General features: G+C 64.6%; 15 protein-coding genes and 1 tRNA gene. 4 read left to right on the top strand and 12 right to left on the bottom strand.

Going from position 1 to position 24,290, the window contains the following annotated elements:
• The first annotated feature begins 1 nt into the window (after position 1).
• Positions 2–262: a cell division topological specificity factor MinE gene (minE, locus tag CJ010_RS11690; protein WP_141018189.1), complete on the top strand. Its 261-nt coding sequence runs from the start codon at positions 2–4 to the stop codon at positions 260–262.
• A gap of 24 nt (positions 263–286) precedes the next feature.
• On the opposite strand, the gene CJ010_RS11685 is transcribed toward minE, so the two are convergent.
• Complete coding sequence (locus CJ010_RS11685; RefSeq protein WP_141018188.1) at positions 287–3,136, bottom strand: autotransporter domain-containing protein; 2,850 nt, start codon at positions 3,134–3,136, stop codon at positions 287–289.
• Between the two features lie 267 nt (positions 3,137–3,403).
• On the opposite strand from CJ010_RS11685, the gene CJ010_RS11680 reads away from it, so the two are divergent.
• Positions 3,404–3,488: transfer RNA gene (locus CJ010_RS11680), tRNA-Leu, on the top strand.
• A gap of 248 nt (positions 3,489–3,736) precedes the next feature.
• Here CJ010_RS11680 and CJ010_RS11675 read toward each other — a convergent pair.
• The 11 genes from CJ010_RS11675 to CJ010_RS11625 all read right to left on the bottom strand — a co-directional run bounded on the left by CJ010_RS11675 (position 3,737) and on the right by CJ010_RS11625 (position 20,512).
• On the bottom strand, positions 3,737–5,380 hold the full coding sequence (locus tag CJ010_RS11675; protein ID WP_205754946.1) for a methyl-accepting chemotaxis protein: 1,644 nt from the start codon (positions 5,378–5,380) through the stop codon (positions 3,737–3,739).
• Positions 5,381–5,536: 156 nt separating this feature from the next.
• Positions 5,537–6,706, bottom strand: a complete 1,170-nt coding sequence (locus CJ010_RS11670) for an MFS transporter (protein WP_141018186.1) — start codon at positions 6,704–6,706, stop codon at positions 5,537–5,539.
• A 72-nt stretch (positions 6,707–6,778) separates the two neighbouring features.
• Positions 6,779–7,687 carry a 4Fe-4S dicluster domain-containing protein gene (locus CJ010_RS11665; protein WP_141018185.1) on the bottom strand — a complete coding sequence of 303 codons (909 nt, stop codon included), beginning with the start codon at positions 7,685–7,687 and terminating at the stop codon, positions 6,779–6,781.
• Positions 7,688–7,697: 10 nt separating this feature from the next.
• Positions 7,698–10,673 (bottom strand): molybdopterin-dependent oxidoreductase, encoded by a 2,976-nt coding sequence (locus CJ010_RS11660; RefSeq protein WP_141018184.1) that lies wholly within the window; start codon positions 10,671–10,673, stop codon positions 7,698–7,700.
• A gap of 118 nt (positions 10,674–10,791) precedes the next feature.
• The gene (locus tag CJ010_RS11655) at positions 10,792–11,658 is read right to left on the bottom strand and encodes a fumarylacetoacetate hydrolase family protein (RefSeq protein WP_141018183.1); all 867 of its coding nucleotides are present in this window, start codon (positions 11,656–11,658) and stop codon (positions 10,792–10,794) included.
• A gap of 49 nt (positions 11,659–11,707) precedes the next feature.
• The gene (locus tag CJ010_RS11650; RefSeq protein WP_205754945.1) at positions 11,708–12,643 is read right to left on the bottom strand and encodes a VOC family protein; all 936 of its coding nucleotides are present in this window, start codon (positions 12,641–12,643) and stop codon (positions 11,708–11,710) included.
• A gap of 28 nt (positions 12,644–12,671) precedes the next feature.
• The gene (locus CJ010_RS11645) at positions 12,672–13,727 is read right to left on the bottom strand and encodes a universal stress protein (RefSeq protein ID WP_141018182.1); all 1,056 of its coding nucleotides are present in this window, start codon (positions 13,725–13,727) and stop codon (positions 12,672–12,674) included.
• Between the two features lie 10 nt (positions 13,728–13,737).
• On the bottom strand, positions 13,738–16,200 hold the full coding sequence (locus tag CJ010_RS11640) for an RND family transporter (protein ID WP_205754944.1): 2,463 nt from the start codon (positions 16,198–16,200) through the stop codon (positions 13,738–13,740).
• Positions 16,197–17,171 (bottom strand): YCF48-related protein, encoded by a 975-nt coding sequence (locus CJ010_RS11635; protein ID WP_168224942.1) that lies wholly within the window; start codon positions 17,169–17,171, stop codon positions 16,197–16,199. The genes CJ010_RS11640 and CJ010_RS11635 overlap by 4 nt, the downstream gene beginning before the upstream one ends.
• A 290-nt stretch (positions 17,172–17,461) precedes the next feature.
• A complete protein-coding gene (locus tag CJ010_RS11630; protein ID WP_141018180.1) occupies positions 17,462–18,823 on the bottom strand; it encodes a DUF1329 domain-containing protein in 1,362 nt (453 codons plus the stop codon).
• A 12-nt stretch (positions 18,824–18,835) separates the two neighbouring features.
• Positions 18,836–20,512, bottom strand: a complete 1,677-nt coding sequence (locus tag CJ010_RS11625) for a DUF1302 domain-containing protein (RefSeq protein WP_141018179.1) — start codon at positions 20,510–20,512, stop codon at positions 18,836–18,838.
• Between the two features lie 469 nt (positions 20,513–20,981).
• Here CJ010_RS11625 and CJ010_RS11620 point away from each other — a divergent pair, with 469 nt between their 5' ends.
• Positions 20,982–22,163: an acetyl-CoA C-acyltransferase gene (locus tag CJ010_RS11620; RefSeq protein ID WP_141018178.1), complete on the top strand. Its 1,182-nt coding sequence runs from the start codon at positions 20,982–20,984 to the stop codon at positions 22,161–22,163.
• A 7-nt stretch (positions 22,164–22,170) separates the two neighbouring features.
• Complete coding sequence (locus tag CJ010_RS11615; RefSeq protein WP_141018177.1) at positions 22,171–24,195, top strand: acetoacetate--CoA ligase; 2,025 nt, start codon at positions 22,171–22,173, stop codon at positions 24,193–24,195.
• The last annotated feature ends 95 nt before the right edge of the window (positions 24,196–24,290 follow it).

The following is a 24,290-nucleotide window of genomic DNA, read 5'->3' as shown; positions in this document are numbered from 1 at the left end:
TATGTCTCTGCTCGCCCGCCTTTTCGGCGAAAAGAAGAAAACCGCGGAGATCGCCAAGAACCGGCTGTCGCTGCTGATCGCACACGAGCGCAGTGGCGGCGCCGGCACGGCCGACTTCCTGCCGGCACTTCAGAAGGACCTCATCGAGGTCATCTCGAAGTACGTCAATGTGGATCCGGACGCCATCAAGGTTCAGCTCGACAAGCAGGACAACTTCGAGGTGCTCGAAGTCAACATCGTCCTGCCCGAGCACGGTCGCTAAGCGGCGGCCCCACCGCCGCACGGCTTACTGCATCTTCCAGCGCAGATTGGCCACCAGCGCAGCGGCATTGCCGCTGTCGCTGGTCATCGCATTGACCCCGACGTTGAGCACCACCCCAGCCGCGACGTCATAGTTGGCATTGAGCGTCATCATCAGGCTGTCGCGCGGCAGTTCCGTCCCAAGCACCGTGTAGCGCTCGCCGCCCGACAGGCGCAAGCCCAATTCGGGTTGCACGTCACCGTCGAGGTGGCGCCAGGTCACCGAACCCTTCAGCAACAGTTCCAGGCCGGCGGGCTTCCACATGTGCTGGCCCCGGGCGCCGAACGAACTGATCACCAGACTGTTGTGCTGGCTGTCCCCCGCCAGAGCGGCACTGCCGCCCTCCTCCTGGAAAGCGTCGGCGCGTTGATCCACCTTCATCAGCCCGACGAAAGGCTCGACGTGGGCGTCCTCGCCCAGGCCGAAACGGTAGGCGACCTCGCCGAACACCTGCGTGGTGGCGACGTCATAACTGCGCGTGAGGCGCTCGGGGCCATCGATCAGGATCACGTCGCGCGTACTCTCGAGCCGGTGCAGGCTATAGGCTAGCCCGCCGAACACGCGCAGCGAGTTGTCGTCACCGAGTTCGAAAGCCCTGCCCCCATACAGGGCGTAACGCCCCGTCCGGGTGTCGCCCTTCGTTTCCCGCGAGCCCACGCTCAACTGGGCGATGTCGTAGCCGACCGCCGCCCCCAGGCGCCAGTCGCCGAAGGCGGGCAGGTCACCGCCGATCAGGGCGCCGTTGAAATCCTGGGTGGTCGCACCCGCGTTGCCGTCATCGTCCATACGCTGACTGCCACTGCTCGCCTGCGCCCACATCGGCAAGGCCGAGGCCGGTGAGTCCAGGTTGCTGCGCAGGTTCTGCAGGGGCGCATTCATCACATCGATGTCGCTGTAGACCAGCGTCGCACTCATGCTCGCGTGGGCATCGCCGGACAGCTGCGAATACATGTTGGCGGCCTGTTCACTGCTCAGGTTGATGATGGTCCGATAAACCGGATTGTTCGAACCGAGCGTAGCCAGACTGCTGGCGAAGGCGATCTGGTTGGGCGTAAGCGCCTGACTGACGAAGGAAATATCATTGCGCGTCACCGTCAGCGTGACGCCGCTTGCGGTATAGGTAAGACTGGGATCGAGAAAGGCGAGATTCGAAGTAACGCTGGCAAAGCTGCCGCTAATCGGCGAGCCGCTCGTGGTGCTGATGATGGAATAGTTCGTCGCCGGAGCATAGGTACCACTGCCGGCCAGCACCTGAAGCGTGCCATCGAGGCTGACCATGCCGCTGACCACCAACCGGTCGGCGTTTCCAGCGGCGTCGGTCTCGACGGAATACACCGCCCCCGGCGTGAAGATCAGGTCGCCATTGACGTAGAGCGTACCGATCGAATTGCCCGGCGCAACCGTGCCTCCGCTATAGACCACGACCGTGCCGACCGTACCATTGCCGCCAAGCGTGCCACCATCGTGGACACTGACCACCGAAGCGGTGTTCAGGCTGCCATTGATCGCCAGCACACCACCACTGATGTCGGTCGTGCCGGTATAGCTGTTGCTGCCCGTGAGATTGAGGCGCCCTGCGCCCGACTTGACCAGGCCGCCGCTCCCGCTGATCTGGCCTGCATACGTGCTATCGCCGGCCTGGTTCACCGTCAGAGTGGAAGCGCCGAGCGCAATCGAGCCGCCGCTACCCGACAGCGAAGACATCGCGAGGCCGCCCTCGCTCAGGTCGAGCGTGCCGCCATTCACCGTATAGGCCGTGTCCGCCGGCAACCAGCCCGCCAGCGTTCCTGCCTCCACAACGGTGCCGCCGGTATAACTGCTCGTGCCGGAGCCCGGGAGCAACAGCAACAGGCCCTCGCCCGTCTTGGTCAGCGCTCCGCTGCCGGTAATCTCCCCCTGCAGCAGGATGTCGTTGCCGTTGGTGTCGAACACGCCGCCGCCCGACCCCAGCGGCTGAAGACGGAAGGAGATGTCGTCAGTGTTGCCCGACGCCCACTGCAGGCCGCCGCCGTTCAAGGTGATGCGACCCGTGCCTAGCCCATCGCTGCTGGCAAAGTTGATCAAACCCTGCTCGACGGCAATCGCGCTATCGAAAGAACCCAGGCTTGCCGTGCTGTCGAGCGTGAAGACGCCGCCTCCCGTCTTCACCAGCGTCGAACCCGCTCCACCGTAAATCGCGCCGGAGAAGCTCGTCGAATCTCCGTTGCCGCCCACCCTCAGCACGATATTGCCCTGCTCGATGTCGCCGCCGATCTCGACTTCGCCCGACCCCGCCAGCGAACCGACCGTGATGACGCCATCGCCATTGGGCCCAAATGTCTCGTACAGCACCGCCCGGCCATCAACGGTCAGCCGGGCGCCATCCGGCGTACTGTTATCGAGGAAGTACAGGTAGCTGCTGTCGTCGACCGAAATATTGGCCGCCCCCGCGCTGGCCTGACCGTTGAACTCCAGGTAACCCTCTCCCCGCACGGAAATGCTCGAAGCTGCCGCGGTGCTATTCCCTTCGAAGTAAAGACCGGCACCGCCATCCACGATGATGGACGCGTTGGCTGCGGTGCTCGAATCGAAGAAACTGCCACTGAACATGTACGGTGAAAGCGTGATCGAGGCACTCCCGGCACTGCTCCGATCATGAAAGCTGACCGAATCGTCGGAGATGCTGCCAGTAGCAACCTCGTCGCCGTAAAAGTCGACCGCCCTCGACTCCACTGCCCCCAGCATCAGCAGGACGCCGGCGATGATCGTCAGGGACGGCGGGCCGGAACGAGCGTTTTTTTTGGGAAAGGCGGCATGGTCGCCGTGTGGCGAGCACTTCGGAGTCATCCGGATCATTGCGGGGTATCTGTCCTTGGCTGGCTGAGACGGTCACGACCCCGCACCATGATGTGCCCAAGCCACGCCCGACCGTCCCGGAATACGGCCGTCCCGTATCAGACGACAGCCTCAACTCAAACGGCATTGATGATAATGGCGCGTCCGGCGATCGACCAAGCACCAGATCACGGCGCAGCGCACCTCGGGCCGATCGGCCACCAACATCGACATCGACATCAGCCGTAGTGGGCTACCGATCCCCGGGGTACAATTCGCGGCCCCCGGGCCCGGGTGGTGAAATCGGTAGACACAGCGGACTTAAAATCCGCCGGCGCAAGCCTTACGGGTTCGAGTCCCGTTCCGGGCACCAACAATACTTCCCCCGCCGTCCCTTTGAAGTCGATGGGATGATTCGGGCAGCCCTGGCGTGCCGGTCGTGGTCGATGTGGGCCGCACCGCCCATTTGGTGGGCGCCACTTTGGGCAACTTCAGCCAGTGCGGAAAGACGGTGATCGCCGGGCGCTCACGCTCAGGCGACAGGTGATACGCAACAGCGTCACTTTCACGCTGTATCAATCAACGCTGATCCCGGCTACCTGGCTAGCTGCACATACACGCTCAAACCCGCAGGCTCTCAATCGATCCCGCTAGAGTCGAAGCCAGTCGATCCAATTCGTTCGCCGAATTGGCAGCGGCCACCACTGTGCCGCGGTTGTCATCGGCCATGCGGGCAATCGTGTCGACATCTGCGGCGATTGTTACGCCACTACGGCGCTGTTCGGCGACCACGTCCGCAACCCGCTCGAATTCACGCACACTTGCCTCGACTGCGGCGACTGACGTCCGCACGGTGTTTTCAAGCGTAGCGAGTTGGACGAGCGATCCGCTCAACGAATCATTCCCGGTATCTAGCGACAACCCCACTGCCGCCGAGCGACCGCCCAGCGCCGCGGCCAGCGCTTCGATGTCCCCGGCGGCTCGGTTGGATTGTTCGGCCAGTTTGCGTACTTCGTCCGCCACGACAGCAAACCCCCGCCCCTGCTCTCCGGCCCGAGCCGCCTCAATGGCAGCATTGAGCGCAAGCAAATTGGTTTGCCCGGCGATCTCCTTTAATTGATTGGTCAGGTCTGCAATGGCCGCAGACCGGGTAACGAAATCCTCGACCGACGAACGAATCTCGTCGAACGCCATACTTACGCTGTCCACCTGCATGCGCATTGAAGCTAATGCACCGGCTCCCTGCCGGGCGTCGTCCAAGGCTTGGGCGGACGACTGCCGCAAACGCTCGGAACCCTCAGCCAGGTCGAAGATGCTCGCACTCAATATCTCCATTGTCGCGGCCACCGACCCAGTCACCCGGCTCTGTTCCTCGGCACTGCGTTCAGCTTGTCGAGCGTCTCCCAGCAGCCGCCGTGCCGCCTGTCCCAGCGTTTTGGCGCCTTGCTGAACGTCTTGTACAAGATGCTGGAAAGTATCCGCGACTTGATTGAATGCGGCAGCACTTTGGGCAACCTCATCACGCCCGCTTATCGCTGCCCGGCAGGTAAGGTCACCGGCCTTCAACTGAAGTGCAGTGTCCCTGATCCGGTTGACCGCGCCGACGATCGACCGGCGAATCAGCAGTCCGCTACCTACCGCAACAAGCAGCGCAAGCATCGCCAATGCGACCAGAACAGCAGTCGCTGTAGTCCCGAATTCCCGAGCATGGTCATACTCCTCGCGCCCGAGACGCTTCTGAATGTCACCGAGCTTGGTCGCCGCAGCCACGAAGCCGCTGAACCAGGACCACAACATGGACGATCGCGTCTCATCCAGGCCTCGGACAGCATCGATGGATGCGAGCATCTGGGATAGCTCTCGCCGGTAAGCGGAGAGCGCCTCGAACACTTCGGCGTATGCCGCAGACTCTTCCGCCGTCAGCCCTTCGTCCCGCGATGCCGTCTCGACGGCGGCAATCCCTTCAGCCAACTCACTGAGAATCGGTTGTAGCTGTTCGTCCAGCAGTCCAGGCGCACCGGCATCCCCTCGCGCTGCGCGAAAGTCAGACAGCATCAAGGCAACGTCTTCATTGAGCGACCGTACCCGGTTGAGTCCCTCCATGGTCGCCAATAGACGCAGCAGACGCACTTCATAGATCGATTTCAAGGCGGATTGCTGCTCTTGCATGCCACGATGCGCTGCCACGGCGACCAGGGCGAGCAGTGCCGCGACGACGAGCGGAGTGATCAGGAGTTTGGTCCCGATTGAGTAGCGGTCTAGCATTTGGAGGGATTGACGCTCGGAAGTGTTGCGATTGACGCCGTGGCACGACGCCAGCGGCGAGGCATGCTGGCAGGTTCTGACCAGAGCGCGGTCGTAGGTCTCGATGGGCCCTCGAACCACGATGCCGCCTGATTGGCAGGGCTGCGATCGCGCCGTTCAATCTTGAGTAACTGCCGCCTGGTGCAAGCCGTTTTCCGAACGCCACGCGGTGAGCGCGAAGGCAAGGACCGCCAGGGCGGCCAGTAGAGCTGCAGCATGACTCAGCGCGGGATAACCCGAGTGTTGTACCAGGGTGCCCCCTATGAAGGGACCAATGCCCGACCCGATCATGTTCATTGCCGGCGTCGCCGCCACCGCCCTGCCGGTCGGATCGGCATGGGCGAAATAGCCGAAAGCGAAGGTGTGGGTAAAGATCATGACAAAGGGGAAAAGACTGGTCGCCACCGCGTAAGGGAGAAACGCGCCTGCGTTGAAAATGGTCAGCGCCAGTACAGCCTGCGCGACAGGCCCTCCCATCATCACTCGACGGGCGGGCCAGCGGTGCTGCAACACGGCTGCCAGCACCGCCGGAAACAGCGTCACCAAACCGACCGCGACGAGGACCGAGGCAACCTGCTCGACCGTGAAACCACGGTCAACGCCCACCCGCTCCACGAAGCTGAACACCATGGACTGGACGGTCGCCATCAAGCTGACGCCGACGATACCGGCCCAAACCCCGGCTGGTATCCGTCCCCGCGACTGAAGCTGCGGCGTTTCCCCGGCGAACACCATCTCCGGCCGTGGAAAAAACAGCGCGGTAGCGACGGCGGCTATCGCCATCACCGCGCCAAAGACCATGAACAGCGCCTGCCCACCCCATCGCTCCACCACGAGCGGCATTGCGCCAAGAAATGCGATGGAAAAGACACCGAGCGAGAATTGAGCCGCAGCGAACATGCGATGCGGATTGCGGCTCCGCCCCATCGTTCCGTGGGTGAACGACAGGCTGCAGCCCGTTGCGATGCCCCCCAGTACATGTGCCAGGGCCAGGATTTCGTATCTCACGGATAGCGTGGCAAGAACGAAGGCGATCGCAGCCAGACCGAACCCTGCCGGCACCACCAGGCGCGCCGGAAAGCGATTGAAGCGCGGTGCGCAAACGAGGCTGGCCACCACCACCCCCGCAAGGAACAAGGTCGCCAGTCCCCCGGACTGCTGCGGGGTAAATTGGTAGCGGGCGATCAGGGTGCCGACCCATACCGGCAGCGCCACCATATCGATCATGCCAGCCACATGGGCGATGCAAAGCGCGACCCGGCCTCGCAAGGTCTCGGTGGTGTTCATGTCTGTCTCCTATCGGGCCTTGCGGCTCTCGTTATCGTCTTGTGGCCTGTTGGCGTACGCCGATCGGGCGGGCTACAGGGCGTGTTCCACCACAGGGGTGGCCGTACTGCCTCCCGATGCCCGCGGCCCCAACTGCTTGACGAGCAGAATGTCACCCAGGTGGCGGCTGCCATCCTCCATTTCCACGTCGAGGACGGCGGGCAGCAAGCCGTCGCATTCGATGCCGATCTGGTAGGTAACCCCATCGGGCGGCAGATCGTCGAAGCGGAAATCGCCGAACGCATCGCTGATCGTCCGGCTTACAAGCTCACCGCCGTGCCGGAGCTGCACACGGGCACCAGCGACGCACGCCACCTCCTCCCCTTCCCTCGTCAACAGACTGCCGCCGACGAATGCACGATCGAATCGATGCAGGTTCCGGTAGTACAGCCGCGGCCGGGTGCTCCACTCGGGGTGCCAGGTGCGCAGACGTTCCGCCTCGGCGCGAGCCGCCATGTCCTCGTCGCTCACACGCACCGCCTCGATGGCCTGGGTTGGACATACGGCGGTGCATCGCGGCGCAGTCCAACCGGCATCGAGCAGATGCGCATCGAAAAACCAGTTCTGCGGCACCTGCTCGGCCTCGTTCCAGACGATGGCGCCATACGGGCAGGCGTCGACAAGGTCGCGCCTTCCCCTGGCCTTCACCGGATCGATCAGCACGATGCCGTCCTCACGCTTGCGCACCGCGCCATCGGCGCCCGCGGCGAGGCAAGGACCGGCGTCGCAGTGGCCGCACATTGCCGGCCGGTAAGCGGTATCGACCATGTGGGCGCTCCCGCGGGTCCGGCGCTCTAGCCACACCACGCCGCGCCCCTGTCGCTCGTGGGGAACGCTGTAGCCGGGAAAGGCGTTATCGACGAGTTCGTCCTTGGCCGCCAGCACGCAGTTGTTGCAGTTCTCGCACAAGGCGACATCCACGATCAGGTTCCACTTCTTCATCACAGACTCCTCAGGCCGCTCGTGCGGTTGTCGGACGGTGCGGCCATTTCTCGACCTGAACCAGGCACGAATTGGGCGCCATGCTGCTGGTTCCCTTCGACTGCGAACGCGAGGGCGTGAGCAGATTCAGGCATCCACCGATATCGACCCGCTCGCCGCCGATCTCGATCGGCTGGTACTCGGCGCTGGCCTCGAAGGACTTCACCACACCAGGCGCCAGCAGCGGCGACACATCCGCGGCACAGATCACCGCGCCGCGGTCGTTGAACACCTTCACCAGTTCGCCGTGGCGGATGCCGCGTGCCGCCGCGTCCGCCACATTCAGTCGCAGCAGCCAGTAGTAGTGCCCGTCGACGCACAGGCGGTGGTCCGCGATGTCGTTGGTGAAGCTGTTCTTGCCATCGACGTTGGTGTGAAAGCTGTAGCGCGAATGGGTCGCCAGCAGCTGCAACGGGTAGCGCTCAACCAGGCCCGTGCTGTGCGGGCCCTCCCAGGACGGAAGATAGCGGTTCAGCACCGGACGTTCGGGGTTGTCGGGATCCGACCGCTTCAGGGTCTCGGGCAGGAATTCGATCTTGCCCGACGGGGTCTGCAAGCCTTTTCCGAATTCGCCCGCCCACTGGGACGGCAAGGGTTGCGGCTCGGCAATGTCCTTGTGCCGGTCCTCGGCGAACCAGCGGAAATTGACCGGTGGTTCCAGCCCCGGCTTCTCGGGCGGGACGACGAAGTAGCCCTTCTTGCAGAACGCCTTCCACGAAACATGACGGGCGACGTCGCTGGAATCGAAAACCCGCTTGCACCAGTCGAGTTCGCTGCAACCTTCGGTGAACATCGCGCCGAGACCGAGCCGCTGCAGGATCAGGCTGAAGATCTCGTAGTCCGATTTCGATTCGCCAAGCGGCTCGATGCACTTGTGCTGGAGTGCGATCACGCGGTGGTTGAGACCGTTGAATCCATGCTGCAGGTAGCCACCGCCAGATGCCCACTCACCGATGTCGTAGCGCTCGAACTGGGTGCACGCGGGCAGGATGAGGTCGGCAAACTGCGCCTCACCCTCCATCCAGATCGACTGATTGACCACGAAGTCGATGGATTCATGCCGATAGGCTGCTTCCATGCGCTGCGATTGGGTCAGCGTGCTGAACCAGGACCCACCGTACTTGTAGAGCATCCGGATCGGCGAGTACCCGGGCATGGGATAGTGGAAAGGCGCAAACTGCAATTCCGTGGCGATGCCGTCCCACAGGTAGCCCGTCGCCTTGCCTTCCAGGATGGCTTCCGGCAGCTGCTGCTTGGGCACCAGTTGGCGGACCGGATTCGCCGTAATGACGTGCGGCATCTTCTGGTAGTTGTTCACCGCATTGCCGTTCCACTGCAGTTCGCCGGAGATGCCGCCATCGGCATATCCGGGGAAATAGAACTCGTGGTCGACCGGCGTACCGGCCTGCAGATTGCCCATGTTGACGCCCGGCTTTCCGAGCCCCTGCATCGCCATCAGCATGACCATGCAGCGCGCCCACTGGGCGCCCGTGGCGCTGCGCCCCGCGCCACCGAAACCCGAACCTTGCACCCCGGCAGCGAGATAGGTCTTCTTCCGCGCCCACTGGCGCGCCAGGGCGCGCACCACATGCGCCGGCACACCGGTTTCGGCAGCCTGCCATTCCGGCGTCCTGGCGACGCCATCTTCTTTGCCCAGCAGATAGTCGCGCCACGTGTCGAACCCGGTCGTGCGCGTGGCGACGTATTCCTTGTCGTACAGATCCTCGACCACCCAGACGTGCATGATCGCCTGGGCGAGCGCCGCGTCGGTGGTCGGCTTGACCGGAATCCAGCGGCCGCCGAGCAGTTGCGCCGTCGGGTTGAAGTGCGGGTCGATGTGGACGAACTCGATGCCCAGCTCTTTCGCCCACAGGCGTCGCTGGGTCCCTTCGAACCCCATGTAGGCGCCGTTGGTGCTTTCGGGATCGCTGGACCAGAAGACGATCTGCTCGGCCTCCTTCAGGCAGTCCTCCACCGTGCCGTAGTTGGCGCCGATGCCCACCCGCTGGCTGTGCCCCCAATGGTGCATCGCGCCCCAATACCAGCCCTCCCAGCTATCCGGGTTGGCGGCCACGCGGGTGAAGCCGATCAGGTTGCCGAAGCGCAGCAACGCGGAGAGGTAGTAGCCGACGTTGCCCCACTGGTGATGAGAGCCATGCAGGATGGCCAGCGAACCGGGACCGTACTCGCGCTTCTGGCGCTGGATCTCGCCGGCGACGATGTCCAGGGCCTCGTCCCAGCTGATCGGTACGTAACCGCTCTTGCCGCGGTTGTGCGGATTGCGTTCGCCGTTGGGGTCGAAGTCGACCCGCTTCATCGGCTGCAGGATGCGCTTGTCCGAGTACACCGCCGACTTCATCGCCAGCGCGTGCGGCGCCACCGTAGCCTGTCTGCGCGGGGTGAAGCGCTTGCCGCGCGCCTCGATGCTCCAGCTGCCGGCGTCATCGGCGGCGAAGTCGATCGGCGTCAGCCGCAGGATGCGGCCGTTCTTCACATGCACGAACAGCGGCCCGCCGTTGGTCAGCATCGTATGACGGACGCTGCCGTCCGGCTGGGGCGTGCCCATCTGCAGCGCGCAGCTCTGCGACCGGTTCATCAGTTGCATGAACCACACGCACAGCGGGTCCGGCCCCATCACCATGACCTTGAAATTCTTCGCCGCGTGGACCACATCGCCCATGTCCGGACTGGGCCGCATGAAGGTGAGCGCGGTATCCAGATCCTTGAACACCATGTCGACCTGCGGCTGCGGAATCCGCCCGGCACCGGATTTCACCCGCCCGTTTTCGAAACGGTAGTGCCGCGCGATCGAGCCATCCTTCAGGCGGATCTGCACGGTGCAATCGTGGCGGCGCATGAAGGCGCGGAATTCAGCGCTCTTGCCCGCCGCGCGATTGAGCATGGGCGTCAGCGCCAGCAGGATGGTGCGGAAGATGAGCGGCTTCATCGCCCGGCCCTTCCGCGCCGGAAAGGCGAATCCTTCCAGCAGTACATAGTCTTGTCTCCGTGTTGTCTTCACGTGCCGCATGCGGATGCGGCACGTTGATGCGGCCTGTCGCGTCGGATCAGGCCGGGATATCGGCGACGATCGGGTTCTCGATGTGGCCGAGCCTGTCGATCTCGACACGCACCACATCCCCCGGGCGCAGGAACTTGCCGAGCGCGATGCCGACGTTCGCGCACGTTCCGGTGGCGATCAGGTCGCCCGGCTCCAGCGTCATCACCTGCGACAGGTGATGGATCTGCTGCCAGATGTTGTAGATCATCCCCCCAGTGATCGCCTTCTGACGCGGTTCGCCATTCACCGAGAGGCGCATTTCCAGTGCGTGAGGATCCTCGATTTCGTCGTCGGTGACGATCCACGGCCCGATCGGACCATGGGTGTCGAAGGATTTGCCCAGGGTAAAGGTCGGGCTGGCCTGCTGCCAGTCGCGCGCCGTCACGTCGTTGCAGACGAAGTAGCCGGCGACCACGCTGCGCGCATCGGCCTCGCTCACGTAACGGCAGCGCTTGCCGATCACCACACCGAGTTCGGCCTCGTAGTCCAGGCGCTCCGACACCCGCGGCTGCACCACCGGGTCGTAGGGACCGTTGATGCAACTCACCTGTTTGTTGAACCAGAGTTGAGTACTCGGGATGGGAATGCCGGCGCGCCGCGCCTCATCGGCGTGATCGTGATAGTTCATGCCGATGGCGAGGAACTTGTCGGGGTCGGGAATCGGCGCCTCCAGCCTGACCTCGGCCAGCGGAATGCCGCCGCGCCCGCCGGGCAGCGTGACCCGGATCTGATCCAGCATGGCGGGACCACCGGCGAGCAGCGCCTTGATGCTGTGCGGCAATTGCGGCAAGGCCGCCGGAATGTCGTGGATGCGGTCGCCAACGACGATACCGATGGAGGTGTTGCCGTTATAGGTGTATCGAGCGAGTTTCATGAGTACCTCTAAGGAGAGCGGACGAATCGAACCGGGACGCGGTCGGTCGTTATTTGAAGAATTCCGGCTGCAGCGCGGGCGCCCATTGCGACAGTTCGTCACCGCTGATGGCCGCGTTGCCGACCGGCGTGGCGTCGTTCACCAGATCGCCGTCGGTCCAGTGTTCGATCTTGTGGCCGAAGGGGTCCCGCCAGTAGTCGAACAACTGGCTGCCCTGGACATGGCGGCCGATACCCCAGGAGTGGGCATGGCCCTTACCCGCCAGATGCTCGTTACCGCGCATCAGGTCGTCCAGGTCGAGGACCTCGAACGCGGAATGATCGAAACGGCCGACGCCGTCACTCGCGGTGATCAGCGCCAGGGTGTGATGGTCGGTGTAAGTCTCCCCAAGGCTGCAGTGCATGAAGGCGGCTATGGTGTTTTCCGGACTGCCGGCGTAGTAGGTATCCGAAGGCCGCAGGCCGAGCAGATCGCCATAGAACGCCAGGCTCTTGCGGAAATCCGCCACCAGCAGGGCGACGTGGCCGCAACGCATGACGTGGGACGGCCCGCGCGGAACGCGGACGACTTTGCCGAAGCGTCGGCGGGCGACAGCCGGATTGACTTCGATCGGGTCGCGAACCGCCACCGGCTCAACCGGCGACTGCCCATGGAGCACGTCTACCCGCAGGCCATCCGGATCCTGCAGGCGCACCAGCTTGCCACCCCCAGGCTCCGTGTTGCTCTCCACCGGCAGGCCGGTGTGCTCCGCCAGCCGGAACAGGTCGGCCTCGGACCTCGCCCGCAGGCCGATACCCAGATTGGCGGATTCGCCCTTCTCGGTGATATGCACCACCGGCGCCGTTCCGCAGGCCCGCATGTACAGGGCGTGGTCGTTGCGCTTCACCCTTTGCAGGCCGAAATCCGTCAGGAACGCCTCCATCTTGTCCAGATCGGGGGCCTGGTAGCGGACATAGGCCATGTCCTCGACGTGAATCACCGACATCGTTTTCTCCTCCTGGTCAATTCGCCGTTCAAGCGGCGGATAAGCTGTGTACGCTCTCGTTTCCGGTTTCAGGCAGGCCGGAGAGCAGCCGCCAGATTCCTTCGCGGAAGTGCTCGTCCCGTGTCGGGTCGAATCGCGGGTCACCGTTCTCGCCGAACGCGTCGGCGACCTCCTCCCAGTCGCGCTCCTCGAGCGCGGCCATTGCAAGCGGCAGGACCTCCCGCTCTTCGAGCGCGAGGTGGTTCCATACGAATTCGAGGTAGTCGCGGCTCTCGTTCGCAAAGCGCGCCACACCGGTCGCCGGGCCCGCCTCCCAGGCGTCCAGCGCGGCCACGAGACGGGAGACCCGATCCGACTCTTCCTGGTGCTGCCGTTCGAGCTTCGCGAGCAAGGGTTCCGCTTCCGCGCTGCGCTGCTTCAACAGCCTGAACAGGTAGCCATCCTCCTTGGGATGGTGCAGCCGCAGGGGAAACTCCTGCAGATAGGTCAGGAAGGTGCGCAGCAGGGGGAAATCCGGCACCGCGCCGCCGCGGGACATCTCCTGCAGCAGCGCCTGCAACTGATGCAGCACGACGCCCAGGGTGCGATGCTCGTCCTGGATGATGCCCAGGGCCCGGGTCATCGCCGGCCGGGCCGCGCGGCTCTCGCTGGTATCGACCAGCACCGGCACGCTCGCTTCCGCCAGCACCTTGAGCGTCTGCGAGCCGATCATGAGACGGCTCAAGCCCTGCCGGCCGTGCGAAGCCATGAAGACGAGGTCGCAGCCCTGCGTCTTCGCCGCTTGCAGGATGGCCTCATACGGCCGGTCGCTGACCAGGTGACGGGCTGCCGACGGCACCTGTCCGATACGGGCCGCCAATTCGGCTTTTTGCAGCACCGCCCGGGCACGACCCACCATATGCGCCCTGAACACTGCCGGATCGATGACGTGCATCAGCGCGCCATCGCCGGAGCCCGCATAGTCGGCCACTGCGTGAAAGAAGGTCAGACGGGCACCGACGCTGCGAGCGAATTCCACCGCATGGCTGACGGTATGAACCGAAAGGATCGAATCGTCGACCGGAACCAGGATGTGCTTGTACATCGCGTCTCTCCTAGATGCGTTGTGCCATGACCCGACACGACGGGTTTGCGGGTTCGGCCGAAGTCTTCGGCGCCGCGTTCGCAGCGCCAAGCTGTTGCGTCGATATCCGCGTCTGCGGCAGCAGGAAGGTGGCCAATGCCGGAATCAGGATCAGCGCGCCGAGCATGTTCCACAGGAACATGAAGGTGAGCAGGATGCCCATGTCGGCCTGGAACTTGATCGGCGACCACGCCCAGGTAAAGACGCCGACGGCCAGGGTCACCCCGGTCAGCATCACCACCTTGCCGGTGAATAGCAGCGCCCGGTAATAGGCGTCCGACAGGCTGTTGCCAGCGCGCAGGCTCGCGAGCGTGACGCTGAGGATGTAGAGCGCGTAATCCACGCCGATACCGACCCCGAGCGCGATCACGGGCAGCGTTGCCACCTTCACGCCCATGCCCAGCGCGACCATCAAGGCCTCGGCCAGTACCGAGGTCAGCATCAGCGGCAGCACCGCCACCACCACCGCGCGCCACGAACGGAAGGTGATGAAACACAGCAACACCACGGCGCCATAGACCAGGAACAGCATGGTTCGCCAGGCATCCCGCACCACCGCGTTGGTCGCCGCCTCGATCCCGGCGCTACCGGCGGCGAGGACGAAACGCGCCGCCTCGCTGTCGTTCTCTGCGGCGAAGGCTTCGACATGACGGGCCACTGCCGACAGCGTGTCGGCCTTGTGATCGGCCAGATACAGGTAGAGCGTGAGCAGGCTGCAACGATCGTTGTAGAGCCCGCGCGGCGCGTAACTCGCCGCGGTGTTGAGCATCTCCTGGTTGGCGACCAGATCGTCCCACTTTGGGTTGCCCTCGCTCATGCCGACGACCACACGACGGGAAAGCTGCGCCATGCTGTTGGTCGCCTCCACGCCGGGCAGCTGACGCAGCGACCACTCCAGCGCCTCCAGCCGCATCAGCGCGTCGTAGGCGGTGCAGGCGCCATCCGGGGTCTCCACCATCACGGCGAACACGTCGCTGCTGGCTCCGTAGGCCGCGTTCATGAAAGCCACGTCGCGGTTGTAGCGGCTGTCGGGACGCAACTCGGGCGCACCGGGATCGAGGTCGCCAATCTTTAGCCACTGGCTGGCGATACCGCCGCCGATCGCCAGCGCGAACGCGGCGCCGATCGCAACCGTCGCCCACGGGCGGGCGGTGAAGCGATCCAGAAAGCGCCACAACGCCTGCCGCTGCCCGCACTCCGCAGCTCGCTCGGCACTCAGGCTCCGCTCGGCGGCAGAGCGCGACACCCCCGTGTAGGACAACAGGATGGGCAGCAGGATCAGGTTGGTGAAGATCAGCACGCCGACGCCGATCGAGGCGGCGATCGCCAGCTCCCGGATCACCTGGATGTCGATGACGAGCAGGACCGCGAAGCCCACCGCATCCGCCAGCAAGGCGGTGAGGCCGGCGAGGAACAGGCGACGGAAGGTGAAGCGCGCTGCGACGTACTTGTGCATGCCGCGGCCGACGTCCTGCATGATGCCGTTCATCTTCTGCGCACCGTGGCTCATGCCAATGGCGAAAACGAGGAAGGGCACCAGGATCGAATACGGATCGAGTACGAAGCCCAGCGCCGGCAGCAAGCCGAGCTGCCAGACGACCGCGATCAAGGAGCTGACGACCACCAGCAAGGTGCTGCGCACGCAGCGGGTGTACCAGTACACGATGGCGGTGGCGATCGCGATGGCTGCGGCGAAGAAGGCCAGGATCTGCCGCAGGCCCTCGATCAGGTCGCCGACGACCTTGGCGAAGCCGGTGATGTGCAGCCTGATCTGCGCAGACTCGTGCGTCCCCCGCAACTGTTCCACGCGCTCGGCAAACTCCGCGTAGTTGAACGGACGGCCGTCGGGCAGCGTGCCCAGCAACGGCACATGGATCACGGTGGAACGCTCATCGCTGGCCACGATCTGGCCGATCTCGCCGGAGCGCGCCACATTGGCGCGCAGTTGCGCGAGGCTCGCCGCGGAACCGTCGTATCCGTCGGGGATCACCGGCCCGCCTTCGAGCCCCTCCTCCGTCACGCCCAGCCAGCGTGTATTCGGCGTCCACAGCGATTTCATGTGCTGACGCTCGACCCCGGGAACGAGGAAGAGCTCGTCGCTGATCTTGCGCAGTTCGGCCAGATAAGTCGGGTCGTAGATCGAACCATCCACGTGTTCGACTGCAATCCGGACCGCATTGCCCAGCCCCTTCAGATCCGCGGCGTGCTTCTGGAAATCAAGGACGTAGGGGTGATGCGCCGGGATGGTCTTCTCGTAGCTCGCGTTGAACTGCAGCCGGGTCGCCTGCCAGCCGAGCACCGCGGTGAGCAAGGCGCAGACGGCGATGACGATCAGTCTGTTGTTGAACAGCAGCCGTTCGACGAGCGAGCCGGAGTGGCGGTCGAAACCGACCACGCCGTCTGCCCCGGACGGGGCCGTGGCGGAATGCATCATTTCGTGCGCTCTCCCGTCGTATCGCCCAGCCGGATCACGCCCGCCACACTGCTGACGACGACCGCGCCATCGGGTGTGCGGGCAAGGTCGGTCACCGGCGGCAATACCGGCGCCGGCAGACGCTCGGCGCGCGTTCCCTCGGCGGCGAGGCGCCACAAGGCTCCGGCCTGGTCCCCGATGAGGAAGCTGCCGTCCGGCTCGGTCCGGATGGCGGTAATGGAAGCCTCACCCAGCCCCGTCACCGGCCGCCAGTTGCGGCCGCCGTCCTCGGACACGAAAGCGTTGCCGCGCAGACCGCCCACGACCAGCCGCCGGCCGTCCTCGGCCAACGCGAACAGGCTCCCCTCATAAGGCAGGGTGACGCGCTCGAAACTGCGGCCGGCATCCTGCGATCCCAGCAGCAGACCGAACTCGCCGGCGATGTAGAAACGCTGCCCGCCGCCGGCAACGGCGTACCAATGCCCTTCGCGGGGATTGGGCAATTGGTCCGCCAGCGACGACCATTGCCTGCCGCCATCGCGGCTGACAAAGGCCGTGTTGAAAGCGCCGACGACGACGACCGTCTGGCGGTCGAGCGCATGGACAGCGAAAAGCGGTTTGTCAGCGCCCTCTTCGGCCAGACGCTGGGCCAGGGCCGTACGCCGCTCGCGAAGCTCGACATCCACCTCGTCGGCTGCAGCCTCCTGCAGCAAGCGGATGGCGGCGAAGCCGTCGAGCTGGCGCGACCAGTTCCGCCCACCGTCCTCGGTGCGCAAGACCACGCCACCATGGCCGACGGCCCATCCCACCTGGGGCGTCAGCATGGACACGGCAGTCAGCGTCACCGACACCGGGACCTGCCCCTGCCGCCACATCTTGCCGGCATCGTCCGAATACAGCGCGATGCCGCGCTCACCCACGGCAAAGACCTGCCGATCCGCCACCGCAAGCGACTGAAAGGCCACCTGCCGGGCGCGCTCGCCCACCAGCATCGTCGCTGGACGCTCGAGGGGCGGGACAACCGCGCCCGCCGCATGGCAGACGCCTACGTACGCCAGCCCGGCCGTCAGACAGCCCAACCAACCGGCTGACCGGATTCTTGAATATGCAAACATCGAACATCCCCAGTATTCGGGAAACGGGACACCCGTTGGAGTCCGGGCGCACCGGGAGGAATGAGCGTGCGGCCCGGACTGCCCGACGAGTCGCGGCTTGCGCTTCGAACGGCGTCCGCGCTACCGGCCGAGCGGTGGCGCGGACACCGCCGCTCTGGGCGCCGCGATCAGCGCACCCCTGCCCCCACCATGCCGTCCGGCGTGAAGATCGAATCTCGGAAGGGTTCGGTCACCCGGATCTGGTTCGGGCTTTCATTCACCAGGCGATTGACGAACATGGAGCCGGAATTGAGGTCGTAGGCGCCCCACACCATGCCCATTACCGCCGGCACCTCGGGCATCACGATCGGCAGCATGAAAGGCACCCGCCAGAGCGCGCCGTTGGCATCCCAGCGGTCGGCCAGCACGGCGGTCCAGGTGTCTTCGTCCAGGTAGTAGCGGCTCTTCGGCGAGGTGTGGCGCTCGCCCTCCTTCAGCGTCGCCTCCACCACCCACACGCGGTGCAACTCCCAGCGCACATGGTCGGGGTTGAGGAAGTGGGCGCCGACAACGTCCGCATCCTTGGCCGGCACCAGGGTGCGATTGCTGTTGTACGGGATGTACATCTCCTGCTTGCCCACCAGCTTCCAGTTGAAGCGGTCCTTGCGCGCATTGAAGACGGTGACCTCGTCAAAGCTCACGATCCCCGCCGAGAAAGGCGTCGGCGTGTCGCAGCAGGAGTTCGGCAGCTTGCGGACCCGGCGCTGGCCGGTGAGATACACCCAGGTGCTGGTCTTGCTCTCGTCGAGGTTCTGGCGGCCGACGATGCCCTCGCCGGCACGGATCGGCGGCCCGGAGTTGAACGAGCGAACCAGCCAGTACTCGCCGTTGAACTGCTTCTCCCCATCCTTGAGGTAGTACGCGGTCTGCTCCTCGTTGGTCGATTCCAGCACCTGAACGGGACGCCCTTCCGCCGTCACCATGTAGCCGTGGAAGCGGTCGACCTGGAAGGACGGCGGTCGCCAGCGAAGCTCGTGATTCCAGACGGCTTCGATGCCGGACGACGGAATGGGAAAGGGAACGCCACCATACACGTTGGCCGGCTGCGGCCCCGCGCCGCCATCGACCAGCTTGCCTTCGGCCGCATTGCGTGCGGTGTTGTCATAGACCCACTGGGGGGCGGCCGCGGTACGCCGGGTCGGATAGACATCGAGCCGGAAGTCGGGGTACTTCTGCAGCATCGCCTTGATGCCTTCGGACAGCTTGCCTTCGTACTGCGCCATGTTCTTCGCGGAGATGGCGTAGAGCGGCTTGTCGGACGCGAAGGGGTCGATACGGCGCCCGGCGGCATTGATGCCCTCCTTGGAATTGCTGTAACCGCCTTCCCAGGCCGGAATGCTGCCGTCCTTGTTGCCCGCGCGTTCCGCGCCGAAAGGGGTCAGCGTGGCCTTGAGCTTCGCTGCGTCGGCGCCGTGTGCGACCGGCATTCCGATCGCCAGCCCCACTGCAGCTGCCACCGATACAAACGCGATGCGTGCCTTGCGTGTCATGTCTCCGTCTCCTCAGAAGCTGCGGTTCACCGAGAACGTGACGAAGTCGCGATCCTTCATGTACTGCTTGTAGCTGAAGGTGCTCGCGTCCGTCAGGAACTGGTCTGCCGCGCCGTAGTAATGGGTGTAGTTGAGGCTGATGCGCCACTGATCGAGATAGATGCCGTTGATGCCGAGCGAGATGTCGCCGCCACCGTCGGCCGGCATCACCCCGGGCCCCAGCGCCATCGAACGCGACCCTCTGGGCGAGTAACCGATACCGACAGGAACGCTGATGTCCAGACCGGGCAGCACCTGCCGATAGGTGGGTTCGAAGGTCATCCGCAAGGCAACCGCATCCCTCGTTGCGTTGGGGTCCAGCGCCGACTTGTTCTTGGTGACCTCGAGAACCCGGTTCCATGCGATCTCGCCGACGAAAGTCGCCTCGGGGAACAATTCGCTGGGCGGTACCGACCACAAGGCCGAAAGGTTTACATGGGCAGTCTTGCCCACCGCGTAGGCGGGATTGCTGCTGTTGTTGGTGGCCGCCCCACCGAGCGCGCTGGTATCGACGGCCTGGCTGCTCGCCAGGTCTTGATTACGGCGGACGGACGCCTCGCCGGCCAGGTTGAGGTCTCCGAATGTCCGGCTGAAACTCGCACCGAGTGCGGTGATGCCCTCGTGGTAATTCAGCCGGTACGAAACCGGCGTGACCGCCGGCCCCATCAGACCGAGATTGACGACCTGCTGAAAACTCTTGCTATGGAAGCGGACCAGATAGAAACCGAGGTCGGTCTCGCCCGCCCTCAATTTCAGTTGTACGCCGCCCTGCCCGGAATCCTTGGCCTCCTCGTCGGCAAGCTGCCGCGCATCGGCCGCGGCGAACGGGGGCACCGGCAGCCCAAGCAGCAGGCGCTCCCCACCGGTCGGCGCGGTATCGACGCCGGAAAAATAGCTGCCCGCCGCCGGCAGCCGGTTGGCCTCCCAGCGCAACTGGTAGTAGGCGCCGAGCGACACGTCGGACGACAGCTGGACCTGCCCGGACAGCTGGCTGACCGGGCGGATGGCCTCCTTGAACTGCGTGCTCGGCACCGAGGACAGCTTGACCACGTCGACCGGAGCCATGGCGCCGGCGATCGCGTTGGCCCCGAAGAAGAGGCTCTCGCCCCACACCTGGGCATGTCGGCCGAGCCGGACCGTTGTCGGTTTGTCGGCCAGATCGAATCGACCGAACACGAAGGCGTCGAGCAGCTCCGCCCTGCGCCCGTGAATGCGACGTGCACGATCGGTGAACTCGTCGTAATCAACCGAACCGGGGTTGTTGGTGCCGTCGTTGGGACGATCGTTATGCCCCATATAGACACTGTCGTACCACGCAGCGCCGGACAGACGCAGGCCGAAGTTGCGGTACACGACGTCGAGTTCGGACAGCAGGTCCAGTCGGTTGCTGATCAAGCCTCGATCGAAATTCAGATTTCCGTCATTGGCGTTCACCTGGTCCACCAAGCCGGCGTCCTGGCCCTTGACGCGCCACCCGGCGGTGTACTTCACCGTGTTGTCCCAACGTATTTGCAGATCGGGATCAGCCGTGTCGAGCTGGAAAGCGTGCGATGTAGGCACGCCTGCGCCGAACGACAGCACCCCCATCGCGACCGCCGTCAATACGCCCGACGACCGCGCGGCAAACCTCGTCTTCCTTCTTTCGTACATCTGTCTCCACCTCCACTGGTGCGCAGCCAGTTACAGCGCTGCGACGTGACGTGTTCGGGGCACAGTCAAGACAGGCGCGATGAATTGCTACCAACTGTCTTCCCTGCCCTGCCTCGTAGATGCGATCTCGCAGATCACACTTTTTTATCGATAATTTAGTTTTTTTTAACTTTTACACGATTTTTTACTTATAGCAAGACATCTAGCGACAATAATTGGCAAACACGGTCACTCGTGGACGAAGACGGCCTTCGCCGAGTCCTGTCATCCCCACTGGACAGCGGAACAGGGAGACCCAGGAACTCATCACTTCATGGGTTTCTATCCGGAAAGTTGACATGAGACATTTTTTATCGATAAATAAAAAATAACTATTATTTTATCGATCTTAAGTGCAACACCACCCACACCGCCGCGGCCGTTCCACCCCGGCACCATCAACGCGAGTCCCCAGTAACGGAGCTTCCGCATGACCGACGCCGTCATCGTTTCCTACGCGCGAACTGCGCTTACCAAGTCCTTTCGTGGAGGGTTCAATGCGACGCACGGCGCGACACTCGCCGCCGCCCCCATCCGGGCAGCCCTCGCCGCCGCGCGCATTGCCGCCGACGAAGTCGAGGACCTCATCCTCGGTTGCGGCTTTCCGGAAGGCGCAACCGGTCTCAACATCGCGCGCCAGGCCGTACATGCCGCCGGACTGCCGGATGGCGTTCCCGGCCTGACCGTCAACCGCTTCTGCGCCAGCGGCCTGCAGTCGGTGGCGCTCGCTGCGCAACGCATCGCCAGTGGTGAAGGCGAAACCTTCATCGCCGGCGGCGTCGAATCCATCAGTGCGATCGCGCCCCACATGAACCGCCACCTGCTCGAGGACAGTGCGTTGCGCGCGGCTCGCCCGGCGGTGTACTGGGGGATGCTCGAAACGGCGGAGGAAGTCGCGCGCCGCTATCGAATGAGCCGCGAGCGGCAGGACGAATACGGCGTGCGCAGCCAGCAGTTGGCCGCGGCCGCGCAGGCAAGCGGCCGGCTGGCCGAAGAGATCGTGCCGGTGCACACCCGCATGGACGTCTTCGATCCGAAGACCCGCGAGCCGGTCGGCCAGCGCGACCTCACCGTGACCGCGGACGAAGGCATCCGCGCCGACACGACACTGGCCGGCGTCAGCGACATCCGCCCGGCGATCGAAGGCGGCACCGTCGCCGCCGGCAACGCCAGCCAGTTGTCCGACGGCGCCGCGGCCGTGGTCGTCATGAGCAGCCGCCGCGCCGAGCAGCTCGGGCTGGAACCGCTGGGCCGCTTCCGCGCATTCGCCGTCGCCGGCTGCGAACCGGAAGTGATGGGGATCGGGCCGGTCCACGCGGTTCCCAAGCTCCTCGCCCGCACCGGACTCAAGGTGGAAGACATCGATCTGTGGGAGCTGAACGAAGCCTTCGCCGTCCAGGTACTGCACTGCGCCGACGTGCTGGGCATCCCGCTGGATCGGCTCAACGTGAATGGCGGCGCCATCGCGCTCGGGCACCCGTATGGCGTTTCCGGCGCCCGCCTGATTGGTTCCGGCCTGCTTGAAGCCCGGCGCCGGCAGGTAAAGCGCGTGGTGGTGACCATGTGCATCGGCGGCGGCATGGGTGCCGCCGGTCTGTTCGAAACGCTGTGAGCAAACCATGACCTCTACCATTCCTGCCCCCGCCGCCCAGGCACTCTGGCAACCCTCCGCGGAGCGCGTCGCCAGCTCCCGACTTACCGCCTTCCAGAACTGGCTGAGGACGAATCGGGGTCTGGCCTTCGCGGACTACGAAAGCCTGTGGCAATGGTCGGTGACCGACCTCGACGCGTTCTGGGGCGCGCTCTGGGACTACTACGACATCCAGGCCAGTCATCCCTACGAGCGCGTACTGCAAGACGAGCGCATGCCCGGCGCGCGCTGGTTCGAAGGCGCGCAACTCAATCTGGCGGACCAGGTCTTCCGCCATCGCGACCTGCAGACCCCTGCAATCCTGTTTGACAGCGAATCCGCCGGACAGGGCGAAATCAGCTGGTCGGAGCTCGAACGCCAGGTCGGCGCGTTGGCGGCGACGCTGCGGGCCCACGGCGTGGGCCCCGGTGACCGCGTGTGCGCGTACTTGCCCAACGTGCCGCACGCCGTCATCGCCTTCCTTGCCGTGGCCAGCCTCGGCGCGATCTGGTCGATCTCGTCGCCCGACATGGGGGTGGCCAACATCATCAACCGCTTTGCACAGATCGAACCCAAGGTCCTGATCGCCTGCGATGGTTATCGGCACGGCGGCAAGCCCTACGCGCGGCACGCCGAAGCGACCCGCCTGATCGAAGCGCTACCCAGTCTGCAGGCCGTGATTCACATACCGCTGCTGGCGGCCGGGCTGGCAGTGCCCCCGGCGCTGGCGGCCTTGGACTGGAGCACAGCGATCGCAGCCGCCGCCCCGCTGCAGACAGTCCAGCTTCCCTTCGATCATCCGCTGTGGATCCTCTACTCGTCAGGCACCACCGGCCTGCCCAAGGCCATCGTCTATGGGCACGGCGGCATCCTGATGAACATGCTGCTGTCGTGCGACATACATACCGACCTGTCGCCCGGTGATCGCTTCTTCTGGATTTCGAGCACAGGCTGGATGGTCTGGAACGTCCAGCTCAGCGGCCTGCTGGTGGGTGCGACGATCTGCCTTTATGACGGTAGCGTCACCGGCAGCGCCGCTACGCCGGACTGGCAGCACATGTGGCGCTTTGTCGAACGCAACCGGATCACAACCTTCTGCGCCGGCGCTGCGTTCTACGCCAACTGTCTCAAGAACGACATCCGCCCCGGCGACGCTTTCGAGCTCGATGCATTGCGCACCCTCGGCTCCACCGGTTCGCCACTGTCGCCCGACTGCTATCGGTGGATCTACGACGCGGTGAAGCGTGACATCTGGCTGTGCTGCGTTTCCGGCGGCACCGATGTGGCGGGCGCCTTCCTCAACGGCACCCCGACGCTCCCGGTCTTCGAAGGCGAGATGCAGTGCCGCAACCTCGGCGCCGCGGTCTACGCGTTCGATGATGCGGGCAAGCCGGTGTACGACCAGGTCGGCGAACTGGTCTGCACCCGGCCCCTTCCCTCCATGCCCCTGTACTTCTGGGGCGACAAGAACAACGCACGCTACCTCGAAAGCTATTTCGACACCTTCTGTGGCGATGACGGAAGCCGCATCTGGCGCCATGGAGACTGGCTCAGGCTGGTGCCGCGCCCAACTGCGACCGGCGGCGTGATCTACGGCCGCTCCGACTCCACCATCAACCGCCACGGCATCCGCATGGGAACGGCGGAGATCTATGCCGCGGTCGAGGCCGTCCCGGAGATCATCGACAGCATGGTGGTCGACCTCGAGTATCTCGGCCGGGAGTCCTACATGGCCCTGTTCGTCCACTTGCGGCCCGGCGCGATCCTGGACGATGCGCTCGACAGCAGCATCCGCAGCGCGATTCGCACCGGAGCATCCGCCCGCATGGTTCCCAACGAGATCTTCGCGGTTCCCGAGATTCCCCGCACGCTGACCGGCAAGAAACTGGAGTTGCCGGTGAAGAAGCTTCTGCTCGGACAACCCGAGCAGAAGGTCACCAACCGGGACACGATGGCGAACCCCCAGTCGCTGGACTGGTTCATCGACTTCGCTCAACGGTTGAATCAGGGCTGAGCGCGTCCGAAGTTTCCTCCCTTGGCACCGGACGACCCCAGGGTCGATCCGGTGATTTTTTTGTTCTCATGCACGTCACACTTTGAAAAGCGTCC

This window comes from Azoarcus sp. DD4, from assembly GCF_006496635.1.
GTDB lineage: Bacteria > Pseudomonadota > Gammaproteobacteria > Burkholderiales > Rhodocyclaceae > Azoarcus.
The sequence above is the reverse complement of the archived record's forward strand: the minus strand, read 5'-3'. Positions and strand labels throughout refer to the sequence as shown.